The following is a 26,704-nucleotide window of genomic DNA, read 5'->3' on the forward strand; positions in this document are numbered from 1 at the left end:
ATGCTGACCGTATCGACCTTGGCCGCCGCAGCGCTGGCCACCGGCATGGGCAGCGCCATCGTGGTGCAGGACCAGGCCAGCCTGCGCGCCGCGCCGCGCGATGGCGCCCAGCAGCAGGCCAGCCTGTGGCAGGGCGAGGTGCTGGAGATCAGGGGCGAACGCCTGGACTACCTCCAGGTCTGGGACCACAAGCGCGAGCGCGGCGGCTTCATCCGCGCCAGCGATGTGCGCCGTGTGGCCCTGACAGAGGCCGATGCCCCCGCGCTGCTGGCCGTGCTGCGCTTCGTGCAGGATACGCCCGGTGCCGAGGCGCTGGGCATCGGCCTGGCGGCCGCCTACCTGCAGGCCGCGCCCGCCAGGACCCTGGCTGGCGCCGAAGGCGCGCAGGCCTTCGACGCACTGGGCGGCTTTGCCGACCGGCTGGCGCGGCGCGCCTCCGCCGCTGCGCCCGGCAAGACCTCGGGCGCCACGCTGTCGGCCCACCTGGATGTGGCCAGCGGCTACGGCCTGCGCTTTGCGACCCATGAGGTCGAAGGCCGCATGCAGGTCTGCTACGAAGGGGAATTCTTCCGCCGCGTGCTCGCCATGCCGGCCGCCGACGCGCCGCAGCGCGCCCGTGCCGCCCTGGCGCTGACACGGCCCGAATGCGTGGACCCCGATCTGCCGGCCCATGAGCGCGCCCGCATGCATGCCTGGCAGGCCGATGTGCTGGAGCGCGTGGATGTGACCGGCCTGCCGCCCTACCTGCGCGGCCGCGTGCAGATGCGTCGCGCCAGCGTGTGGGCGGCGCTGGCCTTTCAGCAGGCGCGCAAGAGCATGGCCGACCCTGCCGTGGCGGCATCGGCCGCCCGGGCGCTGGCCGAGTTCACGAGCGTCAGCAAGTCCGAGCTGCCCGATGAAGACCAGAGCGCCTACAACGACGCGGCCATGCGGGTGAGCGCCGTGCGCTGGGCGCTGGCGCCTGTTGCTGCTGCGGCTCCTGCTGCCGGAGCCCGCCCGACGCTGCTGACCGAGCCCGGTGCTGCCGGCGAAACCTGCGTGCTGCTGGTGGACGCCCAGCACGGCGCCAAGGCTCCTTTGCTGCGCCGCTGCACCTACGGCGTGGTGTGGGCTGCATCGGCCAGCACCAACCGCGAGGGCACGGCCGTGGCCCTGGCCGTGCAGCCGCTGGAAGGCTGGCGCGAACTGTGGGTGCTGCGCAAGACCGAAGGCGGCTGGCTGGCCGATGTGCTTCCCCCCGCCGCCACCGCGCCGGAGACCGGCGTGGCCGAATGGGCGGGCTGGGTGCCTGGCGGCCAGCTGATGCTGGTGGCGCGCGAGGCCCGTGGCCAGGGCCGCTACCGCAAGAGCTTCGAAGTGGTGCGGCTGGACGGCCTGGCCACCGAGCGCGTGACCGGCGATGTGTCTGCCCTGCCGCTGTTCCAGCGCTGGCAGGACCCGGCCTGGAAGCGCCAGTCCCTGAGCCTGCGCTGAAGCAAAAAAAAGCCTGCACCGGTGGGGTGCAGGCTCGTCTCCAACGATGCCTGGAGCGTTGCCAGGCGACTCCTCTAGGAACTCCTTGTTCGCCTTCCAGCGGTGCTGGCCGGCGAATCCAAGCGGCGATTCTACGAGTGAAGCCGGGGCCGCGCGGCCGAGTCATCTGATAAATGATGTCTTATAGAGGACCCTGGTTGTGCAGTCGCCTGGGGGACAGTCACAGGCGCGCCTGCAGGCAGGTCAAGTGATTGTTCTGCATAGGTATTTTCAATTTTCATGAAATTCTGAAAGTTTTGATGCTCTGCAAAGACCATGCATGCCGCTTTGGTTATCCGGGCCTGTGCGGTGGCGATCCGGGTGGATGCGCATCAAGCTTGTGTAAGCCTGTCTTGCTATATCTTCAGGTTTCGCCAGTCTGCAATGGCAGACCTGCATCACACCAAGAACCCCAGCGAACCGGAGACCACGATGACCCACATTTACGACCAGCATCTGGAGCGCAACAGCGCCAACCATGCGCCGCTCAGCCCCTTGGGCTTCATCGCCCGCACGGCCGAGGTCTATCCCGAGCGGATGGCTGTGGTCCACGGCACGCTGCGTCGCAACTGGGGCGAGACCTATGCGCGCTGCCGCCAACTGGCCAGCAGCCTGAACAAGGCGGGCGTGGGCAAGAACGACACCGTGGCCGTGATGCTGCCCAATACGCCGCCCATGGTGGAGGCGCATTTCGGCGTGCCCATGGCGGGGGCCGTGCTCAATGCGCTGAACACGCGGCTGGATGCGGAAACCATCGCCTTCATGCTGGACCACGGGGAGGCCAAGGTGCTGATCGTGGACCCGGAGTTCACGGGCGTGGTGGCCAAGGCGCTGAAGCTGCGCCAGCGCAGCGCGCCGCTGCTGGTGATCCAGGTCGAGGACGCGCTGTACGGCCCGGCCGCCGAGCAGGTGGGCAGCCTGGACTACGACGATTTCGTGGCCGGCGGCGATGCCGGTTTCGACTGGCAGCTGCCCGCCGACGAGTGGGACGCCATTGCGCTGAACTACACCAGCGGCACCACGGGCAACCCCAAGGGCGTGGTCTATCACCACCGGGGTGCGGCCATCAATGCCATCAGCAATGTGCTGGAGTGGGACATGCCCAAGCACGCCGTCTACCTGTGGACCCTGCCCATGTTCCATTGCAACGGCTGGTGCTTTCCGTGGACGGTGGCGGCACGCGCGGGGGTCAATGTCTGCCTGCGCAGGGTGGAGGCGCAGGCCATCTTCGACGCCATCCGCAACCACGGCGTCACGCATTACTGCGGCGCGCCCATCGTGCACGGCCTGCTGGTCAACGCGCCGGCCGCCATGAAGGAGGGAGTGCCCGCCGGAGTCAAGGCCATGGTGGCAGGCGCCGCGCCACCGGCCTCGATGATCGAGGGCATGGAGCAGCTGGGCTTCGACATCACCCATGTCTACGGCCTGACCGAGGTCTACGGCCCGGCCACGGTCTGCGCCAAGCATGCAGCCTGGGATGCGCTGGACATCGGCGAACGCGCGCGCCTCAATTCCCGCCAGGGCGTGCGCTACCACCTGCAGCGCTCGGCCAGCGTGCTCGATCCGGAGACCATGGAACCCGTGCCCCATGACGGCCAGACCATGGGCGAGATCATGTTCCAGGGCAACATCGCCATGAAGGGCTACCTGAAGAACCCGCAGGCCACGGACGAGGCCTTCCGCGGCGGCTGGTTCCACACGGGCGACCTGGCCGTGCAGCATCCGGACGGCTATATACAGATCAAGGACCGCAGCAAGGACATCATCATCTCGGGTGGCGAGAACATCTCGTCCATCGAGGTCGAGGACGTGCTCTACCGCCACCCGGCCGTGATGGCCGCCGCCGTGGTGGCCAAGCCCGATCCCAAGTGGGGCGAGACGCCCTGCGCCTTCATCGAGCTGAAGGCCGGCGCGCAGACCACGGCCGAAGACATCGTGGCCCACTGCAAGAAGCACCTGGCCGGCTACAAGGTGCCGCGCGCCGTGGTCTTTGGCGAGCTGCCCAAGACCAGCACGGGCAAGATCCAGAAGTTCGAGCTGCGCCGCCAGGCCGGATCGGTCCAGGCCATCACGGGCTGAGGGCCGGGCCGCAGCGCGGGCAGCGGCTCAGTGTCCGGCCGTCTTGGAAAACAGCTGGATGACCAGCACGCCCGCCACGATCAGGCCCATGCCCGCCAGCGCGGGCAGGTCCAGCGTCTGGCCCTGCCAGAGCCATCCGACCAGGGAGATCAGCACGATGCCCGCGCCGGACCAGATCGCATAGGCCACGCCCGTGGGCACGGTGCGCAGCGTCAGCGACAGGAAGTAGAAGGCCAGCGCGTAGCCCAGGACCGTGACCACGCTGGGCCACAGCCGCGTGAAGCCTTCGGACTGCTTGAGGCAGGAGGTGGCCGCCACCTCGGCGACGATGGCCAGGCCCAGGTACAGGTAGTTGGACGCCATGCTCAGATGGCCGCGTAGTTGCCCGTGCCCTCGGGCCAGCGCGTGAGCACGTCGAAGCCCGTGTCGGTCACCACCACCATGTGCTCCCACTGGGCGGACAGCGACTTGTCGTTGGTGATCACCGTCCAGCCGTCGGCCAGTTCGCGCGTGGCAGCCTTGCCGGCGTTGAGCATGGGCTCGATGGTGAAGATCATGCCGGCCTCCAGCACCATGCCCTGGCCGGGCTGGCCGTAGTGCAGCACCTGGGGGTCGTCGTGGTAGACCTTGCCGATGCCGTGGCCGCAGTACTCGCGCACCACGCTGAAGCGCTCGCGCTGGGCCACGGTCTGGATGGCATGGCCGATGTCGCCCAGCGTGGCGCCGGGGCGCACGGCGCGGATACCGGCCAGCAGGGCCTCGTAGGTGGTCTCCACCAGGCGGCGCGCCTGGTTGGAGGGCTGGCCCACGTAGTACATGCGGCTGGTGTCGCCGATCCAGCCATCGGGCGTGGTCACGGCCACATCGACGTTGAGGATGTCGCCCTCGCGCAGGATCTGACGGGCGTCGGGGATGCCGTGGCAGACCACGTGGTTGGGCGAGGTGCAGACCGTCTTCGGAAAGCCGTGGTAGCCCACGTTGGTGGGCACGCAGCGCAGTTCGTCGACGATGAAGTCATGGCAGAGCCTGTCCAGGTGCTCGGTGCTGACGCCTGGCTGCACGTGGGGCACCAGCATCTGCAGGACGCGGGCGGCCAGGCCACCGGCCTTGCGTGATTGCGCGATATCGAGGGCATCGTGCAGCGGAACGCTGCGCAGCTTGGCGCCCCTCATTGCAGGCCTTCCGAAAGGCGCACGGGGCGCGGGCGGCGTGCTGCCGTATCGGCGGGAGCCGGCGCCGCTTCGGGCTCGCCCAGCTTCAGCGTGGCCGCGGCCTCTTGCAGCAGCAGGGCGCAGATGCCTGCGTAGTCGAGATGGGGATGGTGTTCGGCCAGCTGGCCGACACGCAGCCAATGCTCGGCCTGGGCGTTGATGGATCGACCCAGGGCCGCGCTGGACAGGCGGATCTGGTCGTGCAATTGGTCGGATATTTTGACGATTCCCATGGGGTGGCGATCATACGGGGAATATACGTTTCGTATATTGACAATCGCAAATCGCGGGCTCTGCGGCGGGACATTCGTGCAGGTCTTCAGATGCAGGCCGCCATGTCGTCGGCAAGACTGCGCGAAGTAGGGTGTGAATGCTCTTGTGTTGATAGCGTAATGATCAGGTCCGGCTGGCCATCCGGCAAGGATGATGTTTTTCCTGCAGCGCGGTCCTGCACAAGACTGGGCCTTGCGCGATCGGCGGTCTTCTATCAGATATCTGTTGCAGATCTGGGGCTTACCCCTAGCAACTCGCCTGCTACCCAAACTGACAAGAATCAAGACTGTCTGGAAGCGAATGTCCTGCAAGCCGGCGCATGGTGCGGCCGGCCGGGCCTTCCGGCAGGGAGCAGCAATGGGCAAGGAACAAGAAGCGGGTTCGGCAACGGCATCGGGCGGGGCGCGCATCGTCGTCGTGGGCGGTGGCGTGGCGGGGCTGGAGATTGCGACGGCGCTGGGCAAGGGGCGCACGGGGGCCATCGGCTCCGTGACCCTGGTGGACAGCGATTCGGCCCACGTCTGGAAGCCCATGCTGCACACCATTGCCGCCGGCACGCGCGACCTGGCCCAGCAGCAGACCACCTACCTGGCCCAGGCCAGCGACGCCAGCTTTGCCTACCAGCCCGGCGAGATGTGCGGCCTGGACCGCGAGGCCCGCGAGGTGCTGCTGGCCCCCATCGAGGCGCCCGATGGCCGCGAGATCGTGCCGGGCCGGCGCATTGCCTACGACAGGCTGGTGATCGCCGTGGGCAGCGGCGCCAATGATTTCGGCACGCCGGGCGTGGACGAGCACTGCTTCATGATCGACTCGCGCCGCAAGGCCGATGCCTTCAACAGCGAGATCCGCCTGCGCATGGTGCGCTGCATGACCAGCGGCGAGCAGCTGCGCGTGGCCATCGTGGGCGGCGGCGCCACGGGCGTGGAGCTGGCGGCCGAGCTGGTGCAGCTGGCCGAGAGCGCCCGGGCCTACGGCGCGCTGGGCGAGGCCGCGCGCTTCGGCATCGTGCTGATCGAGGCCGGGCCACGACTGCTGCCCGGTTTTCCTGAAGAGATTTCCGAAGCCACGCGCCTGCGCCTGCAGGCCCTGGGCGTTTCGGTGATCGTCAACGGCCGCGTGCAGTCGGCCAGCGAAGAGGGGTTCGTGCTGGCCAGCGGCGAGTTCGTCGCCGCAGGCCTGCGTGTCTGGGCAGCGGGCGTGAAGGCCCCGGCCTTCCTGGCGCAGCTGGGACTGGAGACCACGCAAGGCAACCAGCTCAAGGTCAACGGCCAGTTGCAGACCAGCGACCCCCATGTCTACGCCGTGGGGGACTGCGCCAGCTTCACCCTGCCCGGCGCCGGCGTGCCGCTGCCGCCCACCGCCCAGGTGGCGCACCAGCAGGCCCGCTATCTGGTGGAGACGCTGCCGCGCCTGCTGAAGGAGCCGGGTTTCCGCCCCGAAGGCTTTGCCTACCGCGACTTTGGCGCCCTGGTGTCCTTGGCCCATTACGACGCCTATGGATCGTTGGGCAAATTCGGCCTGTTCAACGGCGGCGTGATCCGCGGGCGCATGGCCATGCTGAGCCACATCATGCTGTACCGCTCGCACCAGGCCCGCATCTACGGCTTTTGGCGCGGTGGGCTGCTGTGGCTGATCGATTTGATGAATTCGCGCCTGCGCCCGTCGATCCGGCTGGACTGAGCGGCGGGGCCCGGCATCAAAGCAGCCCCTCGATGGGCAGCCAGCCCAGCACGCGCAGCATCAGGCGCTTGAATGCACTGCTGCCGGGCTCGGTGGTGGTGGTGAGTGGCGCAGGCGGCGTGCCGCTTTCCGTGGTCCAGCTCAGGCGGCCCTGTGCATCGATCTGCACGTGGTAGGCGGCCGCTGGCAGGCTCTGGTCGAGCATGCGGCTCATCTGCGAAGCCATCTCGGGGCTGTCGATCAGCAGGCCCATCTCGGTGTTGAGATGTGCCGAGCGCGGGTCGAAGTTGAACGAGCCCACGAAGATGCGCTCGCCATCGACCGCAAAAGTCTTCGCATGCAGGCTGGAGCCCGAGCTGCCGGGGCGGCTGCCAGAACCCACGCCCGCCTTCCCGCCCGACTTCCCGCCCGAGGACGCGGCGGGCGACGGTAGCCCTTGCCTGGGCACGCCTGCATCGGCGGCGGGCGTGTCCGGCTCGCCGATCTGGCGGCGCAGCTCGTACAACTGCACGCCTTCCTCGATCAGCGGGCGCCGGTACCGGGCATAGCCGGCGTGGACCACGGCCACGTCGGTCGCCTCCAGGCTGTTGGTGAGCACGCGCACGGCAATGCCCTGGCGGCGCAGGCCGGCCAGGGCGCGCACACCGGCCTCGGTGGGCACGAAGTAGGGCGAGACCAAGTCCAGCTGGCGCTGCGGCTGGCCGATGGCGGGTGCCAGCTGCGTGATCAGCAGCCCCTGCCTGGGCACCTGGCCCAGCACCTTGGCCGGGTCGTCGCTGACCAGGGTGGTGCGGGCCCAGCGCAGCGGCAGGCGGCCGGCCAGCAGCTCTTGCGTGAACGGGCTTTGCGCCACGGCGCGCACATAGGCCTGGGCCTCGGGGCGCTGCACCTCGGTGGCCAGGGCCTCGCTGGCGCGCGCCACCGCATAGTCGGGCAGCGGCGGCAGCAGGCTGGCCACGGGGTAGGCCGAGGCGCTGGCCCAGTACTGGTCGAACGAGTGCGCGATATCGGCCACCACCGGCCCCATGGCGACCACGTCCAGGTCGGCGAACAGCACGCCGTCGGTGGCCGCGAAGTACTCGTCGCCGATGTTGCGTCCACCCACGATGCTGGCCTGGCTGTCGGCCGTGAAGCTCTTGTTGTGCATGCGCCGCTGCGTGCGCGAGAAATCCGTCACATAGCCCAGCGCCTTGGGCGTGCGCTGCGCAAAGGGGTTGAACAGCCGCACCTCGATCTGCGAATGCCGGTCCAGCGCGCTGAGCTGCGTGTCCAGCCCTGCCGTGCCGCCGTCGTCCAGCAGCAGGCGCACGCGAACGCCCCGGTCGGCGGCCTGGCGCAGTTCGTCAAGCAGCAGGTGGCCCGTGGTGTCGTCACGCCAGATGTAGTACTGCACATCCAGCGTGCGCTGGGCCACGCGGGCCAGCAGGGCACGCGCCGCGTAGGCGTTGCGTGCATCGGAAAGCGCGTGGATGCCGGTAAGCCCCGGATGCTGGTCCAGCAGCGGTGCCAGCGCCTGGCCCAGCAGCGTGGCCTGGGCGGCCTCGGGCGCCAGCGCCGTGGATTCGCTGCGGCCGGCCAGCGGCGGCAGGCTGCAGCCTGCCAGCAGCAGGGCCAGGACGAGCGCCTGGGTGGTGGCAAGGGCGCGGCGCAGCAGGGGCATGATGCGTTCGGTGTTCGCAGTGGTCAGTGCAGCCAGCGGATGAACAGCTGGATCACCGTGGCATTGACGATGTCGACGAAGAAGGCGCCCACCATCGGCACGATGAGGAAGGCCTTGTGCGAGGGGCCGTACTGGTTGGTGATGGCCTGCATGTTGGCCACGGCCGTGGGCGTGGCACCCATGCCGAAACCGCAGTGGCCGGCGGCCAGCACGGCCGCATCGTAGTTGCTGCCCATGATGCGGAAGGTCACCAGCGCGGCATACAGGCCCATCACCAGGGTCTGGGCCGCCAGGATCACCATCAGCGGCGCCGCCAGCCCCGCCAGCTCCCACAGCTTGAGCGACAGCAGGGCCATGGCCAGGTAGATGGACAGCGAGGCATTGCCGAAGACGTCGATGGCCCGGTCGAATACCTGGAAGTGAAAGACATAGTCCAGCGTGTTGCGGATCACGACGCCGCCTGCCAGCGCCCAGACGAAGGTGGGCAGGGAGAACAGGGTGCCGGCGGTGAACTGCGCCATGAACTCGGCAAAGCCCAGGCAGCCTGCGAACAGGGCCAGTGTTTCTATGGCCGCGCTGGTGGTGATCAGGCGCGTCTGCTCGGGGTTCTCGAAGCCGCCATGGCTTGCACTTTCGCCCAGCGGGGGCTGTTTTTCGGGGGCGGCTGCGGGGTCATGCACGGTAAGCCTACGGCGCGTGATCAGGGCCTTGGCCAGCGGGCCGCCGATCAGGCCGCCGATCACCAGTCCGAAGGTGGCACAGGCAATGCCCAGGGTGACCGCGCCCTGGATGCCGTATTCGCGCTCGAAAACCTGGCCCCAGGCACCTGCCGTGCCATGGCCGCCCGTCAGGGTGACGGAGCCTGCGATCAGCCCGAACAGCGGATCGAGCCCGAGCATCTTGGCCAGGCTCACGCCGACCAGATCCTGCAGGCTGATGAAGACGGCGACCACGGCCAGGAACAGCAGCAGCGAACGGCCGCCTTCGCGCAGCTTGGCGAAATTGGCGCTCAGCCCGATGGACGAGAAAAACACCAGCATGAAGGCCATCTGCAGCTCGCTGCTGAAGCTGAAGGTGCAGCCCAGGGTCTGGTTGAGCACGAACAGGGCGACGGCCACGACCAGGCCGCCGGCCACGGGCTCGGGGATGTTGAATTCGCGCAGCAGGCGCAGGTGCCGTACCAGCCATTTGCCCAGCAAAAGGACGAGGGCGGCGAAGATCAGGGTGTAGTAGGCGCTGAAAGTCAGGTGCATGGCTTCCGTTTTCCGGTGGGCGGGGCAAGGCAGCGCACCATACGATAGGCGGCATGCCGGGGGGCGATGTCAGGATAGCCACTGATTGCCAGGCCTGCTGAAAGTGCCCTTTGGTCGTGCCCTGCGTCAGTGCCCTGTCAGCTGGCTACGGGGCCGGGCCGCCTGTCCTCGACGGTGAAGCGGGCCAGCGTGTAGATGCGGCTGTCGGCTCGCATCGGGTTGGCCACGGCGCGCAGCTCGCTGGTCCAGCGCTCGGGCGTGATGTCGGCCAGCCCGTAGCCGCGTTCCTCGCAGCGTGCGTACAGCACCTGAGGGTTGTGGTCGACGATGGCATCGACCTTGGCCTGGGTGGTGCCGCTGCGCGAGGTGATGGAGGTGCTGCAGAACTCGCTGGCCACGACGGGATTGCGCCGCTCGGGCGCGGCCTCGGGGTCTGCGTGCACGGCACAGACATAGTTCTGGTGCAGGTCGCCGCCCAGCAGCACGCTGTTGCGCGGCGTGGGCTGGGCGCCCGGCGTGAGGTGGCGCACCAGGCGCTGGCGCGCTGCAGGGTAGCCGTCCCAGCTGTCCGTGGCCTGCGATCCCGATGGCGGCCGGTGCGCGGACACCAGGGTGGGCTGGGCCAGGATGCTCCAGCGCGGTCCCTCGCTTGCGTGCTGGCGGGCATCTTCGGCCAGCTGGCGGTACAGCCACTGCTCCTGCGTCCAGCCCAGGAAGCTGCGCGCCGTATCCGACAGGGCTGCGCATTGCGCAGGGCGCACGCTGCCCTTGTCTGCCGCTCCCTCGGCGCGGCAGGCCTGGGCGCTGCGGTACTGGCGGCCGTCCAGAAAATGCAGCCGGGCCAGCCGGCCCCACTGCAGGCTGCGGTACAGCTGCAGCCCGCCGCCGCCATGCTGGGCGCCCGCGCCGGTCAGTGCGCTGGCGCGCAGCGGCATGTTCTCGTAGAAGGCCTGCCAGGCAGCCATGCGCCGGGCCAGGAAGCGCCCGGCATCGCCCTGGCCCTGGTCGCCGGCGTAGTTGTTCTCCACCTCATGGTCGTCCCAGCCCACGGACCAGTTGCACATGGCGTGCGCTGCCTGCAGCAGCGGGTCGCTCTTGTGCAGGGCGTAGCGGTCCCGGTAGTCCTGCAGGCTTTGCGCGGCCCGCAGGTTGTGGGTGCGGGCCAGGCCCAGCGTCATGGCGGGCGTGGCGTACTCGTAGATGTAGTCGCCCAGGAAGAGCACCAGGTCCGGCGCGTCCTGCACCACCTGGCGCCAGGCTGCGTAGTAGCCGTGCTCCCAGCGCTGGCAGGAGGCATAGGCCAGGCGCAGCCGCTGGGGCAGGCTGCCGGGCGCGGGCGCCGTGCGGCAGCGGCCCGTGCTGCTCACGGCCTGACCCAGCATGAAGCGGTAGTGGTACCAGCGGTCAGGCGCCAGCCCTCCCACCTGCACATGCACGCCGTGGCCCCATTCGGGCTGGGCCATGGCCTCGCCGCTGCGCACGATCTGGCGGAACAGCGGGTCGTGCGCCAGCTCCCAGCGGATCTTGAGCGCAGGCATGGCCGTGGTGTCGGTCTCGCCCAGCTGTGCAAGCGGCGGCGTGAGCCGCGTCCACAGCAGCACGTTGTCGGGTTCGGGGTCGCCGCTGGCCACGCCCAGCGTGAAGGGGTTGTGCGCAGGCCGCTCGCCCAGGCGGGCCCAGGCAGGCAACTGGCCCAGCGCCGTGGCCAGGCCCGCTGCGACCAGAAACTGGCGCCGCGGTGCAGGGACGGGGGCGCTGAAGGGCAGGGGCATGGCGGTTCGGGGGCAGGTGGCGCAAGAAAGCGGGGAGATACGGAGCGTGGCCTCGGTGGATCAAAGGCCGGCGCCTGCATTTCCAACTGGCTGCCATTGTGCGCCTGATGCCGTGGCAATGCTGTGCTTGCCGCGCTCCTTGGCCTGCAGCATGGCGGTATCCGCGCGGCGCAGCACGTCCATGCCGTTTTCGTGGCTTTGCAGCTGGGCCACGCCCGCACTGAAGCTCAATGGCCGGGGGGCCGGCTGGCCTGGCGTCTGCGAAGAGGCTGGCAAAGGCGTCTGCTCCAGCAACTGCAGCAGGCGCTGCAGCGCCTGGGCGCCCGCAGTCTCCGGTGTCTGGGGCAGCAGCAGCACGAAGGCCTGGCCCTCGTATCGGCCCACCACGTCCTCGGGACGCAGTCCCTGGCGTGCCAGCTGGGCCACATGGATGAGGGCGGCATCGCCCATGGCATGCCCCAGCTCGGCATTGAGGGCCTGCATGCCGTCCATGTCGAGCAGGGCAACGCTCAGCGGCTGGCCATGGCGCTGGGCGCGCGCCACCTCGCGGTCCAGCGCCTCGCTCACACCCAGGCGGTTGAGCTGGCCGGTCAGCGGATCGTGGCGTGCACGGCGCGCGGCCTCGTCCAGTTCCTGCTGCAGGGCCTCTATGCGCGCCTCGCAGGCATCGACATGGCTGCGCAGCGATTGCAGCTCTTCCTGGGCCACGCGGCTGCCGGCGGCCATGGTGCGGGTGGCCTCCAGCACCTGTTGCAGCAGCGGGGCGGCATCCTCCAGGCGCTGGATGCCGTCCAGCTGGCGCGCGGCTTCCTCCATGCGGGCGCCCAGTGTTTCGTTGCTGCTCGTGATCTTTGCCAGATGCTGGACGAAGCCGCCCAGCATGTCCTTGAGCGCCTGCTGCGCGGCGGCCATGCCGTCCTGCAGCTGCATGCGCCGGTGGATCACGGTCTGCAGCTCGCGCCGCGCATCCACCAGGGGCGCGGGTGACAGCGGCGGCGTGATGGCCTGCTCGATGGCCGTGAGCTGCGGCACCAGCCAGCTGCCGTGCGTGGGGTCCTGGGCCAGATGCTGGATCAGGGTCTGCAGCAGCTCCTGCACCAGCTGCAGGACCTGGAGCTGGTCGGCAATGGAGAACGACAGCTGGTAGTGCTGGTCATGCAGGCGCCGCGCCAGGGCCTTGGCGTCCACGGGCGGTGCCTGCAGCTGTTCCATGAGCTGCTGATGCAGTTGCCGGGTCTTGGCTTCCTGGGTATTCAGCAGCGCAAAGAAGGCCTCGAAGCGCCGCGCCAGCTGCTGCGTCAGATCCTCGGGCAAAGCCTGCAGGGGCGGCGGCACGGGCAATTCCACGGGCCTGGCCTCATGGGTTGGCGGCTGCAGGGCCGCGTTGGCATAGGCGGTGATGACCTGCTGCAGGCCCTGCCAGTCGCTGCGTTCTATGGCGGCGCCCAACTGGTCGCGCAGGCGCTTCTGTCCGGGCGTCTGCGCAGGCAAAAGCGCATGGACGTGGCGCAGCGGCCCCTGGGGAAAGCTGGCGGGGCCGGGTTCGCCGGCTGCCTGCTCATAGAGGCGGGTGTAGTTTTCCGGGGTGGGCGGCAGGCGGTTCAGCGCCAGTTGCCGCAGTGTTTCGCGTGCCAGTTCGGAAGCGGAGCGCTCGGCCATGGGTGGGCAGTTGTTTCAGAATGCAATGCCCTCCAGTGTGGCATGGCCGGCGCCTGGTTCACTGCTCGTTGACCATGACCAGCTTGCCCTGGACCTGGCGCGATCCCATGCGTGCGTAGGCCGCGTGCAGCTCGGCCATGGGCATGGTGCGGTCGATCACGGGCTTGATCTTTCCCTGGCCGTACCACTGGGCCAGCTCCTGCATCATGGCCGCGTTGGCCTTGGGCTCGCGCCGGGAGAACTCGCCCCAGAAGACGCCCACCAGCGATGCGCCCTTGAGCAGCGGCAGGTTCAGCGGCAGGGCCGGGATGGGGCCTGCGGCAAAGCCCACGATCAGATAGCGGCCGCGCCAGGCGATGGAGCGGAAGGCAGGCTCGGCGAAGTCGCCGCCCACGGGGTCGTAGACCACGTCGGGGCCCTTGCCGTCGGTGGCCTCCTTGATGGCCGCGCGCAGGTCGCCCTGGCTGTAGTTGATGGTGGCATCGGCGCCCTGTGCCTTGCACAGCGCGCACTTTTCGTCGGTGGAGGCTGCCGCGATCACGCGTGCGCCTGCCGCCTTGGCGATCTGGATGGCGGCCGTGCCCACGCCGCCTGCCGCGCCCAGCACCAGCACGGTCTCGCCCTCGCGCAGCTGGCCACGGTCGATCAGCGCATGGTGCGAGGTGGCATAGGTCATGATGAAGGCCGCTGCATCGACGAAGCTGAATCCATCGGGCAGCGGCATGCACAGCGCGGCCGGTGCCAGCGTATGGGTGCCAAAGCCCCCGGTGCCCGACAGGCAGGCCACGCGCTGGCCCACGCTGAGGTGGCTCACGCCTTCGCCCACGGCCTGGACCACGCCCGCGTATTCCGAACCCGGCACGAACGGCAGCTCAGGCTTCATCTGGTACTTGTTCTGCACGATCAGCAGATCGGGAAAGTTCAGGCTGGCCGCCTTCACTTCGAGCAGTACCTGTCCAGGGCCCGGTGCGGGTGTGGGCAGCTGCGTCCACTGCAGTTGATCGACGCCCGTGGGCGTTGTGCAAAGCCAAGCGTGCATGGTGGTTGTCTCCTGTGATTGAATGCCTGGCCGATGATAGGAGTGTGGCGGGAATGCCTCCTGTCCCTCGGGCGACGAGACGCCCGCCTACAATCGCCCGCAATCCCTGCTGTATCCATGAAGATTCTCATTTGTAACGACGACGGCTACCAGGCGCCCGGCATCCAGGCCTTGTACGAGGCGCTGCGCACGGTGGCAGACGTCGAGGTGGTGGCGCCGGAGCACAACAACAGTGCCAAGTCCAACGCCCTGACGCTGAATGCACCGCTGTACGTGCACCAGGCCCACAACGGTTTCCGCTATGTCAACGGCACGCCGGCAGACTGCGTGCACATCGCCCTGACCGGCCTGCTGGGCTACCGGCCCGACCTGGTGGTCTCCGGCATCAACAACGGCGCCAACATGGGCGACGACACCATCTACTCGGGCACCGTCGGCGCGGCCATGGAGGGCTTTCTTTTCGGCATTCCCGCCATTGCCTTCTCCCAGGTGGACAAGGGCTGGTCCGAGATCGAGGCTGCCGCCGCCGCCGCGCGCCAGCTGGTCATGGACATGCAGTCGCAGGAACTGATCGGCCTGTCGCCCTGGCTGCTCAACGTGAACATTCCCAACATGCCGCTGTCCGCGCTCAAGCCGCTCAAGCTGTGCCGGCTGGGCCGCCGCCATGCGGCCGAGCGCGTCATCACCCAGGAGAGCCCGCGCGGCGAAATGATGTATTGGATAGGCAGCGCAGGCGCGGCCATGGATGACTCGGAGGGCACGGACTTCCACGCCACGTCCCACGGCCACATGTCTGTCACGCCGCTGAAGGTGGACCTGACCGACCATGACAACCTGGGCTACTGGGCGCAGACGGCGGCCAGGCTGGCATCGGCCAGTCAGGCCGTGCTGCCTGCCCAGGGCGGGGCGGTGCAACCGTGAGCGAGCGCCGTCCCGGAGTTCCCTCGTGGGTGGCGCGCTCGGTGCAGAACCCTGCGCCGGCCTCGCGCGCGGTGCCCGCGCGCTCCGCGCTGGCCACCGCCGCCGCCCGTGCCCCGCAACAGCCCTCGGGCATCGGCATGGATTCGGCCGCCGTGCGCGCGCGCATGGTGCAACGGCTGGCCGCCACCGGCATCCAGTCGCCGGCCGTGCTCGCTGCCATGGGAGCGGTGGAGCGCCACCGCTTCGTGGACAGCGCCCTGGTCAACCAGGCCTATGAGGACACCAGCCTGCCCATCGGTCTGGGCCAGACGATCTCCAAGCCCAGCGTGGTCGCCCGCATGACCGAGCTGCTGCTGGGTTCGGAGGCCGCGAAGTCGGGCCTGGGCCGCGTGCTGGAGATCGGCACCGGCTGCGGCTACCAGGCGGCCGTGCTGGCGCGCGTGGCACGCGAGGTCTATTCGATCGAGCGCCTGCGCGGCCTGCACGAGAAAGCGCGCAGCAACCTGCGGCCCTGGCGCCTGACCAATGTCCATCTGATCTTTGGAGACGGCATGGAAGGCTATGGCAGCGGCGCGCCGTACGCGGGCATCATCTCGGCCGCCGGCGGCGAGAGCATGCCCTCGGCCTGGTGCGACCAGCTGGCCGTGGGCGGGCGGCTTGTCGCGCCCATGGTGGTTACGGGGGGTAAGCAGGCACTGCTGGTGATTGACAAGAGTTCACACGGGTTTACGCAATCGATTTTGGAGGCCGTGAACTTTGTCCCCCTAAAATCGGGCATCGCCTAGAAGGGAATAACTTATGTTGGTATCGCGAAGTCTTGGGGCTTGGGGAACGGTGGTGCTGGCCGGCATGGTTCTGGCAGGCTGCACATCCCAAGTGAACAGGGCTCCCGTGGAGGACCGCGGAACATCCACCTCCACTTCCACCTCTTCCTCGCCATCGGCGGCCGTCAAGCCGCTGCCCGGCGTCGAGAACGCCGGCAAGCCCGGCTACTACACCATCAAGCCGGGTGACACGCTGATCCGCATCGGCCTGGAGACCGGCCAGAGCTGGAAGGACATCGCGCGCTGGAACAATCTGGAGAACCCCAACCTGATCGAAGTCGGTCAGGTGGTTCGCGTCGTGCCGCCGACCAGCTCGTCCATGGCAAGTTCGGACAGCGGCAGCACACGTTCTTCGTCGTCGTCCTCGTCCTCCTCTTCCACGCCCAGCGGCTCGCCGGTGGTGGCAACGCCGTTGCCGCCCGTGGCATCCTCGGCATCGTCTGGCAGCTCCACCGCAACGCCTGCACCCGCGCCGACCCCGGCACCGGCTCCTGCACCCGCAGCCGGCAAGGGCGCCGACGATGTGGACTTCATCTGGCCTGCCTCGGGCAGCCTGATTGCCGGCTTCGACGAGGCGCGCAACAAGGGCTATGACATCGCAGGCAAGGCCGGCGACCCCGTGATGGCCGCTGCCGATGGCCGCGTGGTCTATGCCGGCGCCGGCCTGCGTGGCTATGGCAACCTGATCATCCTCAAGCACAACAACACCTACCTCACGGCCTACGCGCACAACCAGACGCTGTTGGTCAAGGAGGACCAGACCGTGCGCAAGGGCCAGAAGATTGCCGAGATGGGCAGCACCGACGCCGACCGCGTGAAGCTGCACTTCGAGGTGCGTCGCCAGGGCAAGCCTGTCGATCCTTCGCGCTACCTGCCTTCGCGCTGATGAGCCGCAGCACCAGGCAAACCGGACAAGCCCCTGCCCCGCAGGGGCTTGTTTCTTCTGCGCCCGGCGAACCGCTGCCGGAATCGGTCGAGGACCAGGACGAGGCCGACGCCGAAGGTGGCGAGGTCGAGGCCGCCGCCGAGCTGCGCGAAATCACCGTGCCGCCCGCCCAGCACGGCCTGCGCGCCGACAAGGTGCTGGCCGAATGCGTGGCCGAGTTCTCGCGCAGCTATCTGCAGCAGCTGCTTGCGCAGGGCGCGGTCACCCTCAACGGGCGTGTGCTGGGCAAGCCTTCCGCCAAGGTCGCGGCCGGCGACCGCATGGTGCTGGAGATGCGGCCCACGCAGCAGAGCATGGCCTTCCAGCCCGAGGACATGGCGCTGGACGTGGTGCATGAGGACGAGCACCTGCTGGTCGTCAACAAGCCGGCTGGCCTGGTCGTGCACCCGGCGCCCGGCAACTGGACGGGAACCCTGCTCAACGGCCTGCTGGGGCGCGACCCCAAGGCGCGCGATGTGCCGCGCGCCGGCATCGTCCACCGCCTGGACAAGGACACCAGCGGCCTCATGGTCGTGGCGCGCAGCCGCGCCGCCATGGATGCGCTGGTGGCCATGATCGCCGCACGCGATGTCAGCCGGCAGTACCTGGCGCTGGCCCACAAGGCCTGGGGCCCGCGCAAGCACCGCGAGGTCGATGCGCCCATCGGCCGCGATCCGCGCAACCGCCTGCGCATGGCCGTGGTCGACCTGGCCCAGCATGCGGGCAAGACCGCGCGCACCGACATCGACCTGCTGGCCGGCAACGACGAGGTCAGCCTGGTGCGCTGCACGCTGCATACGGGCCGCACCCACCAGATCCGCGTGCACATGGCCTCTCTGGGTCATCCGCTGGTGGCCGATGCCGTCTACGGCGGCAAGGACGCTGGCGGCATGACGCGCCAGGCCCTGCACGCCTTCCGGCTGGCCTTCACCCATCCCATGACGGGCCAGGCCCTGGTGCTGCATGCGCCGCTGCCCGCCGACATGGCGCAGGCGCTGGAAAATTGGGGGCTGAGCTACAATCCCGCCGAAAGCCTCTGACCATCTCTCGCATGGCATCTGTGGAGCGCTTGCTTCCTCTTCTTTGATTCGGCGCACCCTGGCTGCCACCCCTGGTGGCACGCGCGCCTTTGTTCCCGAGACGCTGAGCCATGAATACGGTAGATGCCAAGCGGGTCCTGGAAACTGCATTGATCTGCGCGCCGCAGCCTGTCACGCTGCGTGAGCTGCGCTCGCTGTTCGATGACGTGCTGGGCTCCGACACGCTGAAGGACCTGCTGCTGGACCTGCAGAAGGACTGGGCGCAAAAGGGCGTGGAGCTGGTGCAGGTGGCGTCCGGGTGGCGCTTCCAGAGCCGGCCCGAGATGCGGGTGTACCTGGACCGGCTGCATCCTGAAAAGCCGCCACGCTACACCCGTGCGACCCTGGAGACGCTGGCCATCATCGCCTACCGTCAGCCGGTGACGCGCGGTGATATCGAGGACATACGCGGTGTGACGGTCAACAGCCTGCTGATCAAGCAACTGGAAGACCGGGGCTGGATCGAGGTGATTGGCCACCGGGAAACCGTGGGCCGGCCCTCTTTGTTTGCCACCACGCGCCAGTTTCTGGACGACCTGGGCCTGCAGTCGCTGGACCAGTTGCCCATGCTTGAGGAGCCTGAATCCCAGCAAAGCCTGTTCAAGGCGCTGGAGGAGTCGGGCGAGCCTGAGGTGCAAGAGAGTGCGCCAGCCGGTGACGCCCCGCCGACCGAAGGCTGGGGTCCCGACGAAGTGCCGCCAGTCAACGGCGCGCAGGACGTGGGCGAGGAATTGCTGGATCAGGTGCCGTTGCAGGCCGATGAGACGGAGCTGCCGGAGCTGGTCGAGGACGGTGAGGACGACGCCCTTGCCGCTCTCTTGCCAGAGGCGCCCTCGGGCGAGGCTGAGACACCGGATGGGACAGATGCCGCGAGTGCCGCAGAAGCTGCGCAGACCGCAGACACAGCGGAAAAAGCGGACACCGCGGATACGACAGACACAACGGATACGGACGGCGCTGCACTGCAGGCCGAAGAAGGAAAGCCATGACGGGTAGTGATATCTCCAAGGACCAGGACGCCCAGCCGGCGTCCGACGAGGCTGGCGCACAGCGCAAGGCCCGCCCCGCGCGCTCGCGCGCTCCCAAGGCCGAGTCCCGGCCTGGCGCCAGGCCTGCGCGCAAGCCGCGCCCGGCCGCCGAGGCGGTGCCTGCCGAAGACACCGAGCAGGAGCTGGTGACGGCTGATGCATCAGAGTCAAGCGACTCAGGGTCTGCCGAAGGCTACGGTTTTGCGGACGTCATCTCGGGCGAGCTCGACGCCGCCGAAGAGCGCGACGATGCCGCGCCTGCCAAGCGCGTGCTGCTGCCCCAGGTCGATTCGCCCAAGCTGCACAAGGTGCTGGCCCAGGCCGGGCTGGGATCGCGCCTTGAAATGGAGCAGCTCATTCTTGAAGGCCGCATCTCGGTCAACAACGAGCCTGCCCACGTGGGCCAGCGCATCCAGTTCGGCGACCAGATCAAGGTCAATGGCCAGCCCATCCGCTTTCGCATCGATCCGCCGCCGGCGCGTGTCATCGCCTACCACAAGCCCGTGGGTGAAGTCGTCACGCACGACGATCCCCAGAACCGCCCCACGGTGTTCCGCAAGCTGCCGCGCCTGCAGCATGGCAAATGGCAGTCCGTTGGCCGCCTGGACCTGAACACCGAAGGCCTGCTGCTGTTCACCAGCTCGGGCGAACTGGCCAACTCCCTGATGCACCCGCGCTTCGGTCTGGAGCGCGAGTACGCGGCCCGCGTGCTGGGCGCGCTCAGCAAGGAAGAAAAGCAGCGCCTGACCGATGGCGTGCAGCTGGAAGACGGCGTGGCCGCCTTCGGCTCCATCGAGGATGGCGGCGGCGAAGGCGCCAACTGCTGGTACCGCGTGACCATTTCCGAAGGCCGCAACCGCGAAGTGCGCCGCATGTTCGAGGCGGTGGGCCATGCCGTGAGCCGGCTGATCCGCATCCGCTATGGCGCCATGGTGCTTCCGCGCGGCCTCAAGCGCGGCGCCTGGGTGGAGCTGGACCAGGCCGACATCCAGTCCCTGGCCTCCGCGGCAGGCATGCAGGCGCGTGCGCCTGCTGCACCCAAGCCCGCGGCCGGAGGCCGCCGTGGTGGCCCGGCCGACCGCAACACCGTTCGCCGCGAAGGCGGCGGCCGCTATTTCGACGGCAATCGCCCGGCACCCAATGCCATGCTGGACGGCCCGCGTGCCAAGCCCGCTGCCAAGGGTGGCAAGGCGGAGGGCGGCCAGGGCAGAGGGCAGGGCGGTGCAGGCGGGCGTGGCAAGACAGGTGGCAGCCAGCAGCCCGATCCGATGCGTACATCGGTGGGCTACATCGGCTCCGACAGCCTGTCGCGTGCACGCCAGAACGCCAAGCGCAAGCCGGGAGGGCGCCGCTGAAATACGGCGGTCAGCCTCCCCTTTGGCAGCACCATGTCATCAAGGACTTTGATGGCACAGCTAGAATCAACGGTTTTGTCCAATTGACAAAAATCCATAGTAACCCTGATTAGGAACCATTCAAATGGCCATCGAACGCACTCTTTCCATCATCAAGCCCGACGCCGTTGCCAAGAACGTGATCGGCCAGATCTACGCTCGCTTCGAGGCCGCCGGCCTGAAGGTCATCGCCGCCAAGATGGTGCACCTGTCGCGCGGCGAAGCCGAGCAGTTCTACGGCGTCCACAAGGAGCGTCCCTTCTTCAAGGACCTGGTGGACTTCATGATCTCCGGCCCCGTGATGATCCAGGCCCTGGAAGGCGAGAACGCCATCCTGAAGAACCGTGAACTGATGGGCGCCACCGACCCCAAGAAGGCTGAGAAGGGCACGATCCGCGCCGACTTCGCCGACAGCATCGACGCCAACGCCGTGCACGGCTCTGACGCCGCTGAAACTGCAGCCGTGGAAGTGGCATTCTTCTTCCCCGGCATGAACGTCTACTCGCGCTGATCCCCGCGTCTTCCGCGGCCGTCATGGTCTGTCCGGTGCAGGCCATGCCTGCCGCGGAAGAGCCGAGAGCGGCGTGGCACCGGCCTGCCGACATGAATACCAATTTGCTAGATTTTGATCTCGACGGACTGGCCGCTTATTGCGAACAGCTCGGCGAGAAGCGTTTCCGCGCAACGCAGCTGTTCCGCTGGATCCACCAGCGAGGCGCCAGCGATTTCGACCAGATGAGCGATCTGGCCAAGTCCCTGCGCGAAAAGCTCAAGGCGCGTGCCCACATCACGGCCCTGCCGGTTCTGACCGAGCATGTGTCTGCCGATGGAACGGTCAAGTGGCTGTTCGACGTGGGGGGCGGCAATGCCGTCGAATCCGTTTTCATTCCCGAAGATGACCGGGGCACGCTGTGCGTGTCGTCCCAGGCCGGCTGTGCCGTGGGCTGCCGCTTCTGCTCCACGGGTCACCAGGGCTTCAGCCGCAACCTCAGCACGGGCGAGATCCTGGCCCAGCTCTGGTATGCCGAGCATGCGCTGCGCAAGCGCCTGGGCACGGGCGGCGAGCGCGTCATCTCCAACGTGGTGATGATGGGCATGGGCGAGCCGCTGCAGAACTACACGGCCCTGGTGCCGGCGCTGCGCGTGATGCTGGATGACCATGGCTACGGCCTCTCGCGCCGCCGCGTGACCGTGTCCACCTCGGGCGTGGTCCCGATGATCGACAGGCTGTCGCAGGACTGCGCCGTGGCCATGGCCGTGTCGCTGCATGCGCCCAACGACGAGCTGCGCGACCCGTTGGTGCCGCTGAACCGCAAGTACCCCATCCACGAGCTGCTCGATGCCTGCGAGCGCTACCTGGAGTTCGCGCCGCGCGATTTCATCACGTTCGAATATTGCATGCTCGATGGCGTCAATGATCAGCCCGAGCATGCGCGCCAACTGATAGAGTTGGTCCGCGCACGTGGCGACGGCCGCAGCTGGTGCAAGTTCAACCTGATTCCGTTCAACCCCTTCCCGGCCTCGGGCCTGCTGCGTTCACCTGCAGCGCGGGTGACGGAGTTCGCCAGCCTGCTGAGCAATGCCGGCATTGTGACCACGGTGCGCAAGACACGTGGCGACGACATCGACGCAGCCTGCGGACAGCTGGCTGGCGATGTCAAGGACCGCACGCGCGCTGCCGAGCGCATGGCAAAGCAGCGCACCATTGTTCTCAAGCAGATGCCTTGAGAGGACCTACGGAACAAAGGGACAGTTCATGAAGTCAGTGGCTCGGCGGCTGCGATCGGGGGGTATCGGTGGATGCATGCGCTGGGCAGTGCCGGTGCTGGTCCTTGCCTTGGCCGGTTGCGCCGGCAAGCAACCTTTGGTGCCTTCGGCGAATTCAGGCTCCGGCAATGCTTCGTCCGTCTCCAATGCCTCGATGGCCTCGGCCGCCGAGGTCGATCCCCGTCGCCGCGCGGCCATTCGCCTGGAGCTGGCGGCTTCCTACTTCCAGGCCGGCCGCATCGATGTGGCCCTGGAAGAGGTAAACCAGGCGCTGGCCTCCGACCCCGGTTCCGCCGATGGCTATGGACTGCTGGCCCTGATCTACATGCGCAACCAGGACTGGGACCAGGCCGATGCCAGCCTGCGCAAGGCCATGTCGCTGCGCCCCCAGGACGGTGACCTGCAGCACAACTACGGATGGCTGCTGTGCCAGCGCAAGCAGTATGTGCAGGCCCAGGAATGGCTGGACAAGGCACTGGCCCAGCCCGGCTACCTGGAGCGTCCCAAGACATGGATGGCCAAGGGGCTGTGCCTGCAGCAGGCCGGTCTGCTGGTCGAGGCCCAGCAGGCGCTGCTCAAGGGCTATGAACTCGACGCCGCCAACCCGGTGATAGCCTATCACCTGAGCAATGTGATGCTGCAGGGGGGCGACGCCAAGAGGGCGCAGTTCTACATCCGCCGCCTCAACAGCAGCCCCCAGTCCAACGCGGAAAGCCTGTGGCTGGGCATCAAGATAGAGAGGGCGCTGCAGCAATCTGCAGCGATGCGGCAGCTGGCCGACCAGCTGCACCAGCGCTTCCCGGAGTCCCGCCAATGGCTGGCCTACGAGCGTGGAGCATTCAATGAGTGAGGTGTTGGCGGTGCATGACGAAGCAGGTACGCAAGGCGAGAACGCCAAAACTTCCATGACGGCGGGCACGCTGCTGCGCCAGGCGCGCGAGGCGGCAGGCCTGTCGCTGGCCGGACTGGCGGCGGCGCTCAAGGTGCCGGCACCCAAGCTGGAGGCCCTGGAGGCGGATGACTATGCCGCCTTCCAGGACCATGTCTTCATGCGGGCCCTGGCACAAAGCGTCTGCCGCACGCTGCGCGTGGACTCGGCCTCGGTGCTGGCCCTGCTGCCGCGCACCCAGCTCAAGAGCCTGGCCGATGATCGCGGCAGCATCAATGCCACGTTCAAGGAGCGCTCCTTCAAGGCCACCGGAACACCGCTGGGCCGCGAAAACGGTTCGCGCAAGGTCGCCATCATCGTGCTGCTGCTGCTGGCGGCCGCCGCCGCCGTGTACTTCCTGCCCAAGCACGAAGGCGATGCCGAGGAGCCGCAGGCCGGCTCTTCCGACGCCGCTGCCCTGGTGTCGCCGGCCGCAACCGTGTCCGAGCCCGTGGCTGCCCAGGAGCCTGTGGCGCCCGCAGTGACAGCGCCAGCCTCCGAAGGGGCGGCGCCTGCAGCACCTGCACCTGCACCTGCACCTGCAGCGCCTGCAGCCACGCCAGCCGTCCAGGCGCCTGCAGCAGCGGCTCCCGCAGCCGGCGTGCCTGGCGATGTGCCCGCCGATGCCGCAGCGGCGACTCCTGCAACCCAGGCCGCGCAAACGCCTGGTGGCGTGCTGGTCATGAAGGCCAGCGCACAATCGTGGGTGCAGGTCAAGGATGCCAACGGCCGCGTGGTGCTGCAAAAGACGCTGGCGGCAGGTGAGTCGGTTGGCGCTGAAGGTGCGCTGCCGCTGTCTGTCATCGTCGGCAATGCCAGCGGCACCGAAGTGCGCGTCCGTGGTGAGCTGCTGGAAGTGGCCAAGACCACCCGTGACAACGTGGCCCGCTTTGAGGTGAAGTGACCGTGCAAGATTTCCTATCCACGCAGCAGCCGATAGCGATTGCCTCGCCGCTGCCGCGCAAGTCCCGCCAGGCCCGCGTGGTCTGGCGCAACAATGTCGTCACCGTGGGCGGCGATGCGCCTGTGCGCGTGCAGTCCATGACCAACACCGATACGGTGGACGCGGTCGAGACGGCCATACAGGTGCGCCAGCTGGCCCAGGCCGGCTCGGAGATGGTGCGCATCACCGTCAACACGCCCGAGGCAGCCGCTGCCGTGCCCTACATCCGCGAGCAGCTCGACCGCATGGGCGAGTACGTGCCGCTGGTGGGCGACTTCCACTACAACGGCCACCGCCTGCTCACCGAATACCCGGCCTGCGCCGAGGCGCTGTCCAAGTACCGCATCAACCCCGGCAACGTCGGCAAGGGCGAGAAAAAGGACAGGCAGTTCGGCCAGATGATCGAGGCGGCAGCCCGCTACGACAAGGCCGTGCGCATCGGTGTCAACTGGGGTTCGCTGGACCAGGAGCTGATGGCGCGCCTGATGGACGAGAACTCGCGCCGCGCCCAGCCCTGGGATACGCGCCAGGTCATGTTCGAGGCGCTGATCTCCTCGGCCGTCGATTCCGCGCGCCTGGCCGAGTCCATGGGGCTGAACGGCGACAACATCATCCTGTCGTGCAAGGTCAGCGGCGTGCAGGACCTGATCTCGGTCTACCGGGCCCTTGCGCAGCGCTGCGACTATGCGCTGCACCTGGGCCTGACCGAGGCCGGCATGGGCACCAAGGGCACGGTGGCCTCGGCCGCCGCGCTGTCCGTGCTGCTGCAGGAAGGCATTGGCGACACCATCCGCGTCTCGCTCACGCCCCAGCCCGGTGAGGCGCGCACGCAGGAAGTGGTGGTTGCCTCCGAAATCCTGCAGGCCCTGGGCCTGCGCGTTTTCGTGCCCAGCGTCACGGCCTGCCCTGGCTGCGGCCGCACCACCAGCACCACCTTCCAGGAGCTGGCCAAGCGCATCGACGACTACCTGCGCGGCCAGATGCCGCTGTGGCGCATGAAGTACCCCGGCGTCGAGGCCATGAAGGTGGCCGTGATGGGCTGCATCGTCAACGGCCCTGGCGAGAGCAAGCACGCCAACATCGGCATCAGCCTGCCCGGGACGGGCGAGGCGCCCGCTGCCCCCGTCTACATTGACGGCGAGAAGGCGTTGACGCTGCGCGGCGAGCGCATTGCCGAGGAATTCCAGACCCTGGTCGAAGACTATGTGGCGCGCACCTATGGCGCCACCGCTGCCGCACCCGCCTGAGCGGCTGCGCCAGGCATTGCAGTTATTGCAAAATAGATAGCACACCACGCTTTGTTTCATGGGGCCTCACGCGGAATGCGCGTGGGGGCATGGAGCGCAAAAGGCGGGGTCCGCTCCTGTTTCCGAGCATTCATCGAACGAGAACAACGTGGCCAAACCCGAAAAACTCTCCGCCGTCAAAGGCATGAACGACATTCTTCCCGCCGAGTCCGCTCGCTGGGAATGGCTGGAGGCGCAGGTGCGCGAGCTGATGGCGCGCTTTGCCTACCGCAACGTGCGCACGCCCATCGTCGAGCACACGCAACTGTTCGTGCGCGGCATCGGCGAGGTGACGGACATCGTCGAAAAGGAGATGTACTCCTTCGAGGACAAGCTCAATGGCGAGCGCCTGACGCTGCGCCCAGAAGGCACGGCGAGCCTGGTGCGCGCCACCATCGAAAACAACCTGCTGTACGACGGCGGCAAGCGCATGTGGTACATGGGCCCCATGTTCCGCCACGAGCGCCCGCAGCGCGGCCGCTACCGCCAGTTCCACCAGATCGGTGCCGAGGCCCTGGGCTTTGCCGGCCCCGATGTCGATGCCGAGCTCATTTTGCTGGCCGTCTCCCTGTGGAAACAGCTGGGCCTGACGCAGTGGCGCCTGGAAATCAACAGCCTGGGCCAGCCCGAGGAGCGCCAGGCCCACCGCCAGGCCCTGATCGCCTACCTGGAGCAGCACCAGGACGTGATGGACGAAGAGGCCAGGCGCCGCATGTACAGCAACCCGCTGCGCGTGCTGGACACCAAGAATCCCGCCATGCAGGCCATGGTCAACGGGGCGCCGCGCCTGCTGGACTTCCTGGGCGAGGGCTCGCTGGCCCACTTCGACGGACTCAAGGCCATCCTGGACGCCAATGGCGTGCCCTGGACCGTGAATCCGCGCCTGGTGCGCGGCCTGGACTACTACAACCTCACGGTGTTCGAGTTCATCACCGACATGCTGGGCGCGCAGGGCACCATCTGCGCCGGCGGCCGCTACGACTACCTGATCGAGCAGGTGGGCGGCAAGAGCGCGCCGGCCGTGGGCTGGGCGCTGGGGGTGGAGCGCGTGCTGGAGCTCGTCAAGGAGCTGGGCGCCGACATCCCCGCGCCCACGCTGCATGCCTACGCCATCGTTCCCGACGTGTCGGCCATGCCCGTGGCCCTGCGCACCCTGCAGCAACTGCGCGAGGCCGGCGTGCGCGTGCAGATGCATGCGGCCAGCTCCGAAGGCCTGGGCAGCATGAAGTCGCAGTTCAAGAAGGCCGACGCCAGTGGCGCGCATTTCGCATTGATCTTCGGCTCCGACGAGCTGCAGCAGGGCCTGGTCACCGTCAAGTCGCTGCGCGACGGCACGGGCCAGCAGGTGCAGCAAGCCCTGGCCGATGCGGCCCAATGGGCTGCCACCCTACAATCGGCGGTTTGACCGTCATCCGCAGCTTTCCAGGCCACCGCTCCAGCGGCGTCCTCCATACACAAGGCGACACAGGCG

Annotated in this window: 23 protein-coding genes; 15 read left to right on the plus strand and 8 right to left on the minus strand. The window is 68.0% G+C overall.

The features are described from left to right. Positions 1-1,473, plus strand: coding sequence for a hypothetical protein (locus AAN986_RS08020; protein WP_047218198.1), 1,473 nt, complete (start codon positions 1-3; stop codon positions 1,471-1,473). A gap of 471 nt (positions 1,474-1,944) precedes the next feature. Next, positions 1,945-3,591 (plus strand): acyl-CoA synthetase, encoded by a 1,647-nt coding sequence (locus tag AAN986_RS08025; RefSeq protein ID WP_047218240.1) that lies wholly within the window; start codon positions 1,945-1,947, stop codon positions 3,589-3,591. Between the two features lie 27 nt (positions 3,592-3,618). Here the strand turns inward: AAN986_RS08025 and AAN986_RS08030 are convergent, their stop codons facing one another. The 3 genes from AAN986_RS08030 to AAN986_RS08040 are packed head-to-tail and all read right to left on the minus strand — an operon-like array spanning position 3,619 to position 5,035. After that, positions 3,619-3,954, minus strand: coding sequence for an SMR family transporter (locus AAN986_RS08030; protein WP_012206837.1), 336 nt, complete (start codon positions 3,952-3,954; stop codon positions 3,619-3,621). 2 nt (positions 3,955-3,956) lie between these two features. Continuing rightward, positions 3,957-4,763 (minus strand): type I methionyl aminopeptidase, encoded by an 807-nt coding sequence (map, locus tag AAN986_RS08035; protein WP_047218199.1) that lies wholly within the window; start codon positions 4,761-4,763, stop codon positions 3,957-3,959. Further along, entirely contained in the window at positions 4,760-5,035 is a 276-nt protein-coding gene (locus tag AAN986_RS08040; protein WP_016447576.1) for a ParD-like family protein, read from the minus strand. Before AAN986_RS08040 ends, map begins: the two co-directional genes overlap by 4 nt. Positions 5,036-5,432: 397 nt before the next feature. Between AAN986_RS08040 and AAN986_RS08045 the strand changes: the two genes are divergently transcribed. After that, entirely contained in the window at positions 5,433-6,755 is a 1,323-nt protein-coding gene (locus AAN986_RS08045) for an FAD-dependent oxidoreductase (RefSeq protein WP_047218241.1), read from the plus strand. A 16-nt stretch (positions 6,756-6,771) separates the two neighbouring features. On the opposite strand, the gene AAN986_RS08050 is transcribed toward AAN986_RS08045, so the two are convergent. The 5 genes from AAN986_RS08050 to AAN986_RS08070 form a co-directional block, all read right to left on the minus strand. Then, positions 6,772-8,415, minus strand: a complete 1,644-nt coding sequence (locus tag AAN986_RS08050; protein ID WP_047218200.1) for a phospholipase D family protein — start codon at positions 8,413-8,415, stop codon at positions 6,772-6,774. Between the two features lie 23 nt (positions 8,416-8,438). Next, the gene (gene gltS, locus AAN986_RS08055; protein ID WP_047218201.1) at positions 8,439-9,668 is read right to left on the minus strand and encodes a sodium/glutamate symporter; all 1,230 of its coding nucleotides are present in this window, start codon (positions 9,666-9,668) and stop codon (positions 8,439-8,441) included. A gap of 137 nt (positions 9,669-9,805) precedes the next feature. Beyond that, entirely contained in the window at positions 9,806-11,440 is a 1,635-nt protein-coding gene (locus tag AAN986_RS08060) for an alkaline phosphatase D family protein (protein ID WP_046984216.1), read from the minus strand. Positions 11,441-11,500: 60 nt separating this feature from the next. Then, positions 11,501-13,099, minus strand: coding sequence for a GGDEF domain-containing protein (locus tag AAN986_RS08065; RefSeq protein ID WP_043790780.1), 1,599 nt, complete (start codon positions 13,097-13,099; stop codon positions 11,501-11,503). A gap of 58 nt (positions 13,100-13,157) precedes the next feature. Further along, the gene (locus AAN986_RS08070) at positions 13,158-14,138 is read right to left on the minus strand and encodes a zinc-binding dehydrogenase (RefSeq protein ID WP_016447570.1); all 981 of its coding nucleotides are present in this window, start codon (positions 14,136-14,138) and stop codon (positions 13,158-13,160) included. A 117-nt stretch (positions 14,139-14,255) separates the two neighbouring features. Here AAN986_RS08070 and surE point away from each other — a divergent pair, with 117 nt between their 5' ends. The 12 genes from surE to hisS all read left to right on the plus strand — a co-directional run bounded on the left by surE (position 14,256) and on the right by hisS (position 26,638). Continuing rightward, positions 14,256-15,059, plus strand: a complete 804-nt coding sequence (gene surE / locus AAN986_RS08075) for a 5'/3'-nucleotidase SurE (protein ID WP_016447569.1) — start codon at positions 14,256-14,258, stop codon at positions 15,057-15,059. Beyond that, entirely contained in the window at positions 15,056-15,844 is a 789-nt protein-coding gene (locus AAN986_RS08080) for a protein-L-isoaspartate(D-aspartate) O-methyltransferase (RefSeq protein ID WP_016447568.1), read from the plus strand. The genes surE and AAN986_RS08080 overlap by 4 nt, the downstream gene beginning before the upstream one ends. 13 nt (positions 15,845-15,857) lie before the next feature. Continuing rightward, positions 15,858-16,769: a peptidoglycan DD-metalloendopeptidase family protein gene (locus AAN986_RS08085; RefSeq protein WP_016447567.1), complete on the plus strand. Its 912-nt coding sequence runs from the start codon at positions 15,858-15,860 to the stop codon at positions 16,767-16,769. Further along, positions 16,769-17,848: an RluA family pseudouridine synthase gene (locus tag AAN986_RS08090; RefSeq protein ID WP_047218203.1), complete on the plus strand. Its 1,080-nt coding sequence runs from the start codon at positions 16,769-16,771 to the stop codon at positions 17,846-17,848. Before AAN986_RS08085 ends, AAN986_RS08090 begins: the two co-directional genes overlap by 1 nt. A 110-nt stretch (positions 17,849-17,958) precedes the next feature. Further along, entirely contained in the window at positions 17,959-18,876 is a 918-nt protein-coding gene (gene scpB / locus AAN986_RS08095) for an SMC-Scp complex subunit ScpB (RefSeq protein WP_047218204.1), read from the plus strand. Continuing rightward, positions 18,873-20,270, plus strand: coding sequence for a pseudouridine synthase (locus tag AAN986_RS08100; protein WP_047218205.1), 1,398 nt, complete (start codon positions 18,873-18,875; stop codon positions 20,268-20,270). Before scpB ends, AAN986_RS08100 begins: the two co-directional genes overlap by 4 nt. Before the next feature lie 124 nt (positions 20,271-20,394). Then, entirely contained in the window at positions 20,395-20,820 is a 426-nt protein-coding gene (ndk, locus tag AAN986_RS08105; RefSeq protein WP_016447563.1) for a nucleoside-diphosphate kinase, read from the plus strand. A gap of 92 nt (positions 20,821-20,912) precedes the next feature. After that, complete coding sequence (gene rlmN / locus AAN986_RS08110; RefSeq protein ID WP_017404144.1) at positions 20,913-22,037, plus strand: 23S rRNA (adenine(2503)-C(2))-methyltransferase RlmN; 1,125 nt, start codon at positions 20,913-20,915, stop codon at positions 22,035-22,037. Positions 22,038-22,065: 28 nt separating this feature from the next. Beyond that, the gene (pilW, locus tag AAN986_RS08115) at positions 22,066-22,926 is read left to right on the plus strand and encodes a type IV pilus biogenesis/stability protein PilW (RefSeq protein WP_174538864.1); all 861 of its coding nucleotides are present in this window, start codon (positions 22,066-22,068) and stop codon (positions 22,924-22,926) included. After that, entirely contained in the window at positions 22,919-23,908 is a 990-nt protein-coding gene (locus AAN986_RS08120) for a RodZ domain-containing protein (protein WP_047218206.1), read from the plus strand. Before pilW ends, AAN986_RS08120 begins: the two co-directional genes overlap by 8 nt. Before the next feature lie 2 nt (positions 23,909-23,910). Beyond that, a complete protein-coding gene (gene ispG / locus AAN986_RS08125) occupies positions 23,911-25,194 on the plus strand; it encodes a flavodoxin-dependent (E)-4-hydroxy-3-methylbut-2-enyl-diphosphate synthase (RefSeq protein WP_026062068.1) in 1,284 nt (427 codons plus the stop codon). Positions 25,195-25,378: 184 nt separating this feature from the next. After that, positions 25,379-26,638, plus strand: coding sequence for a histidine--tRNA ligase (gene hisS, locus AAN986_RS08130; RefSeq protein ID WP_227472469.1), 1,260 nt, complete (start codon positions 25,379-25,381; stop codon positions 26,636-26,638). Positions 26,639-26,704: the final 66 nt, after the last annotated feature.

It is taken from the genome of Delftia sp. DS1230, from assembly GCF_040112715.1.
GTDB lineage: Bacteria > Pseudomonadota > Gammaproteobacteria > Burkholderiales > Burkholderiaceae_C > Comamonas > Comamonas tsuruhatensis.

Excerpts from the sequence above, each read along its gene's own strand:
- AAN986_RS08090 (WP_047218203.1), top strand. The coding sequence starts at position 16,769 with ATGAGCCGCAGCACCAGGCAAACCGGACAAGCCCCTGCCCCGCAGGGG.
- AAN986_RS08065 (WP_043790780.1), bottom strand. The coding sequence starts at position 13,099 with ATGGCCGAGCGCTCCGCTTCCGAACTGGCACGCGAAACACTGCGGCAA.
- ndk (WP_016447563.1), top strand. The coding sequence starts at position 20,395 with ATGGCCATCGAACGCACTCTTTCCATCATCAAGCCCGACGCCGTTGCC.
- surE (WP_016447569.1), top strand. The coding sequence starts at position 14,256 with ATGAAGATTCTCATTTGTAACGACGACGGCTACCAGGCGCCCGGCATC.
- AAN986_RS08060 (WP_046984216.1), bottom strand. The coding sequence starts at position 11,440 with ATGCCCCTGCCCTTCAGCGCCCCCGTCCCTGCACCGCGGCGCCAGTTT.
- AAN986_RS08070 (WP_016447570.1), bottom strand. The coding sequence starts at position 14,138 with ATGCACGCTTGGCTTTGCACAACGCCCACGGGCGTCGATCAACTGCAG.
- AAN986_RS08040 (WP_016447576.1), bottom strand. The coding sequence starts at position 5,035 with ATGGGAATCGTCAAAATATCCGACCAATTGCACGACCAGATCCGCCTG.
- pilW (WP_174538864.1), top strand. The coding sequence starts at position 22,066 with ATGAAGTCAGTGGCTCGGCGGCTGCGATCGGGGGGTATCGGTGGATGC.
- AAN986_RS08045 (WP_047218241.1), top strand. The coding sequence starts at position 5,433 with ATGGGCAAGGAACAAGAAGCGGGTTCGGCAACGGCATCGGGCGGGGCG.
- rlmN (WP_017404144.1), top strand. The coding sequence starts at position 20,913 with ATGAATACCAATTTGCTAGATTTTGATCTCGACGGACTGGCCGCTTAT.
- AAN986_RS08025 (WP_047218240.1), top strand. The coding sequence starts at position 1,945 with ATGACCCACATTTACGACCAGCATCTGGAGCGCAACAGCGCCAACCAT.
- AAN986_RS08050 (WP_047218200.1), bottom strand. The coding sequence starts at position 8,415 with ATGCCCCTGCTGCGCCGCGCCCTTGCCACCACCCAGGCGCTCGTCCTG.
- gltS (WP_047218201.1), bottom strand. The coding sequence starts at position 9,668 with ATGCACCTGACTTTCAGCGCCTACTACACCCTGATCTTCGCCGCCCTC.
- hisS (WP_227472469.1), top strand. The coding sequence starts at position 25,379 with ATGAACGACATTCTTCCCGCCGAGTCCGCTCGCTGGGAATGGCTGGAG.
- AAN986_RS08030 (WP_012206837.1), bottom strand. The coding sequence starts at position 3,954 with ATGGCGTCCAACTACCTGTACCTGGGCCTGGCCATCGTCGCCGAGGTG.
- map (WP_047218199.1), bottom strand. The coding sequence starts at position 4,763 with ATGAGGGGCGCCAAGCTGCGCAGCGTTCCGCTGCACGATGCCCTCGAT.
- AAN986_RS08100 (WP_047218205.1), top strand. The coding sequence starts at position 18,873 with ATGACGGGTAGTGATATCTCCAAGGACCAGGACGCCCAGCCGGCGTCC.
- AAN986_RS08020 (WP_047218198.1), top strand. The coding sequence starts at position 1 with ATGCTGACCGTATCGACCTTGGCCGCCGCAGCGCTGGCCACCGGCATG.
- AAN986_RS08085 (WP_016447567.1), top strand. The coding sequence starts at position 15,858 with ATGTTGGTATCGCGAAGTCTTGGGGCTTGGGGAACGGTGGTGCTGGCC.
- AAN986_RS08120 (WP_047218206.1), top strand. The coding sequence starts at position 22,919 with ATGAGTGAGGTGTTGGCGGTGCATGACGAAGCAGGTACGCAAGGCGAG.
- scpB (WP_047218204.1), top strand. The coding sequence starts at position 17,959 with ATGAATACGGTAGATGCCAAGCGGGTCCTGGAAACTGCATTGATCTGC.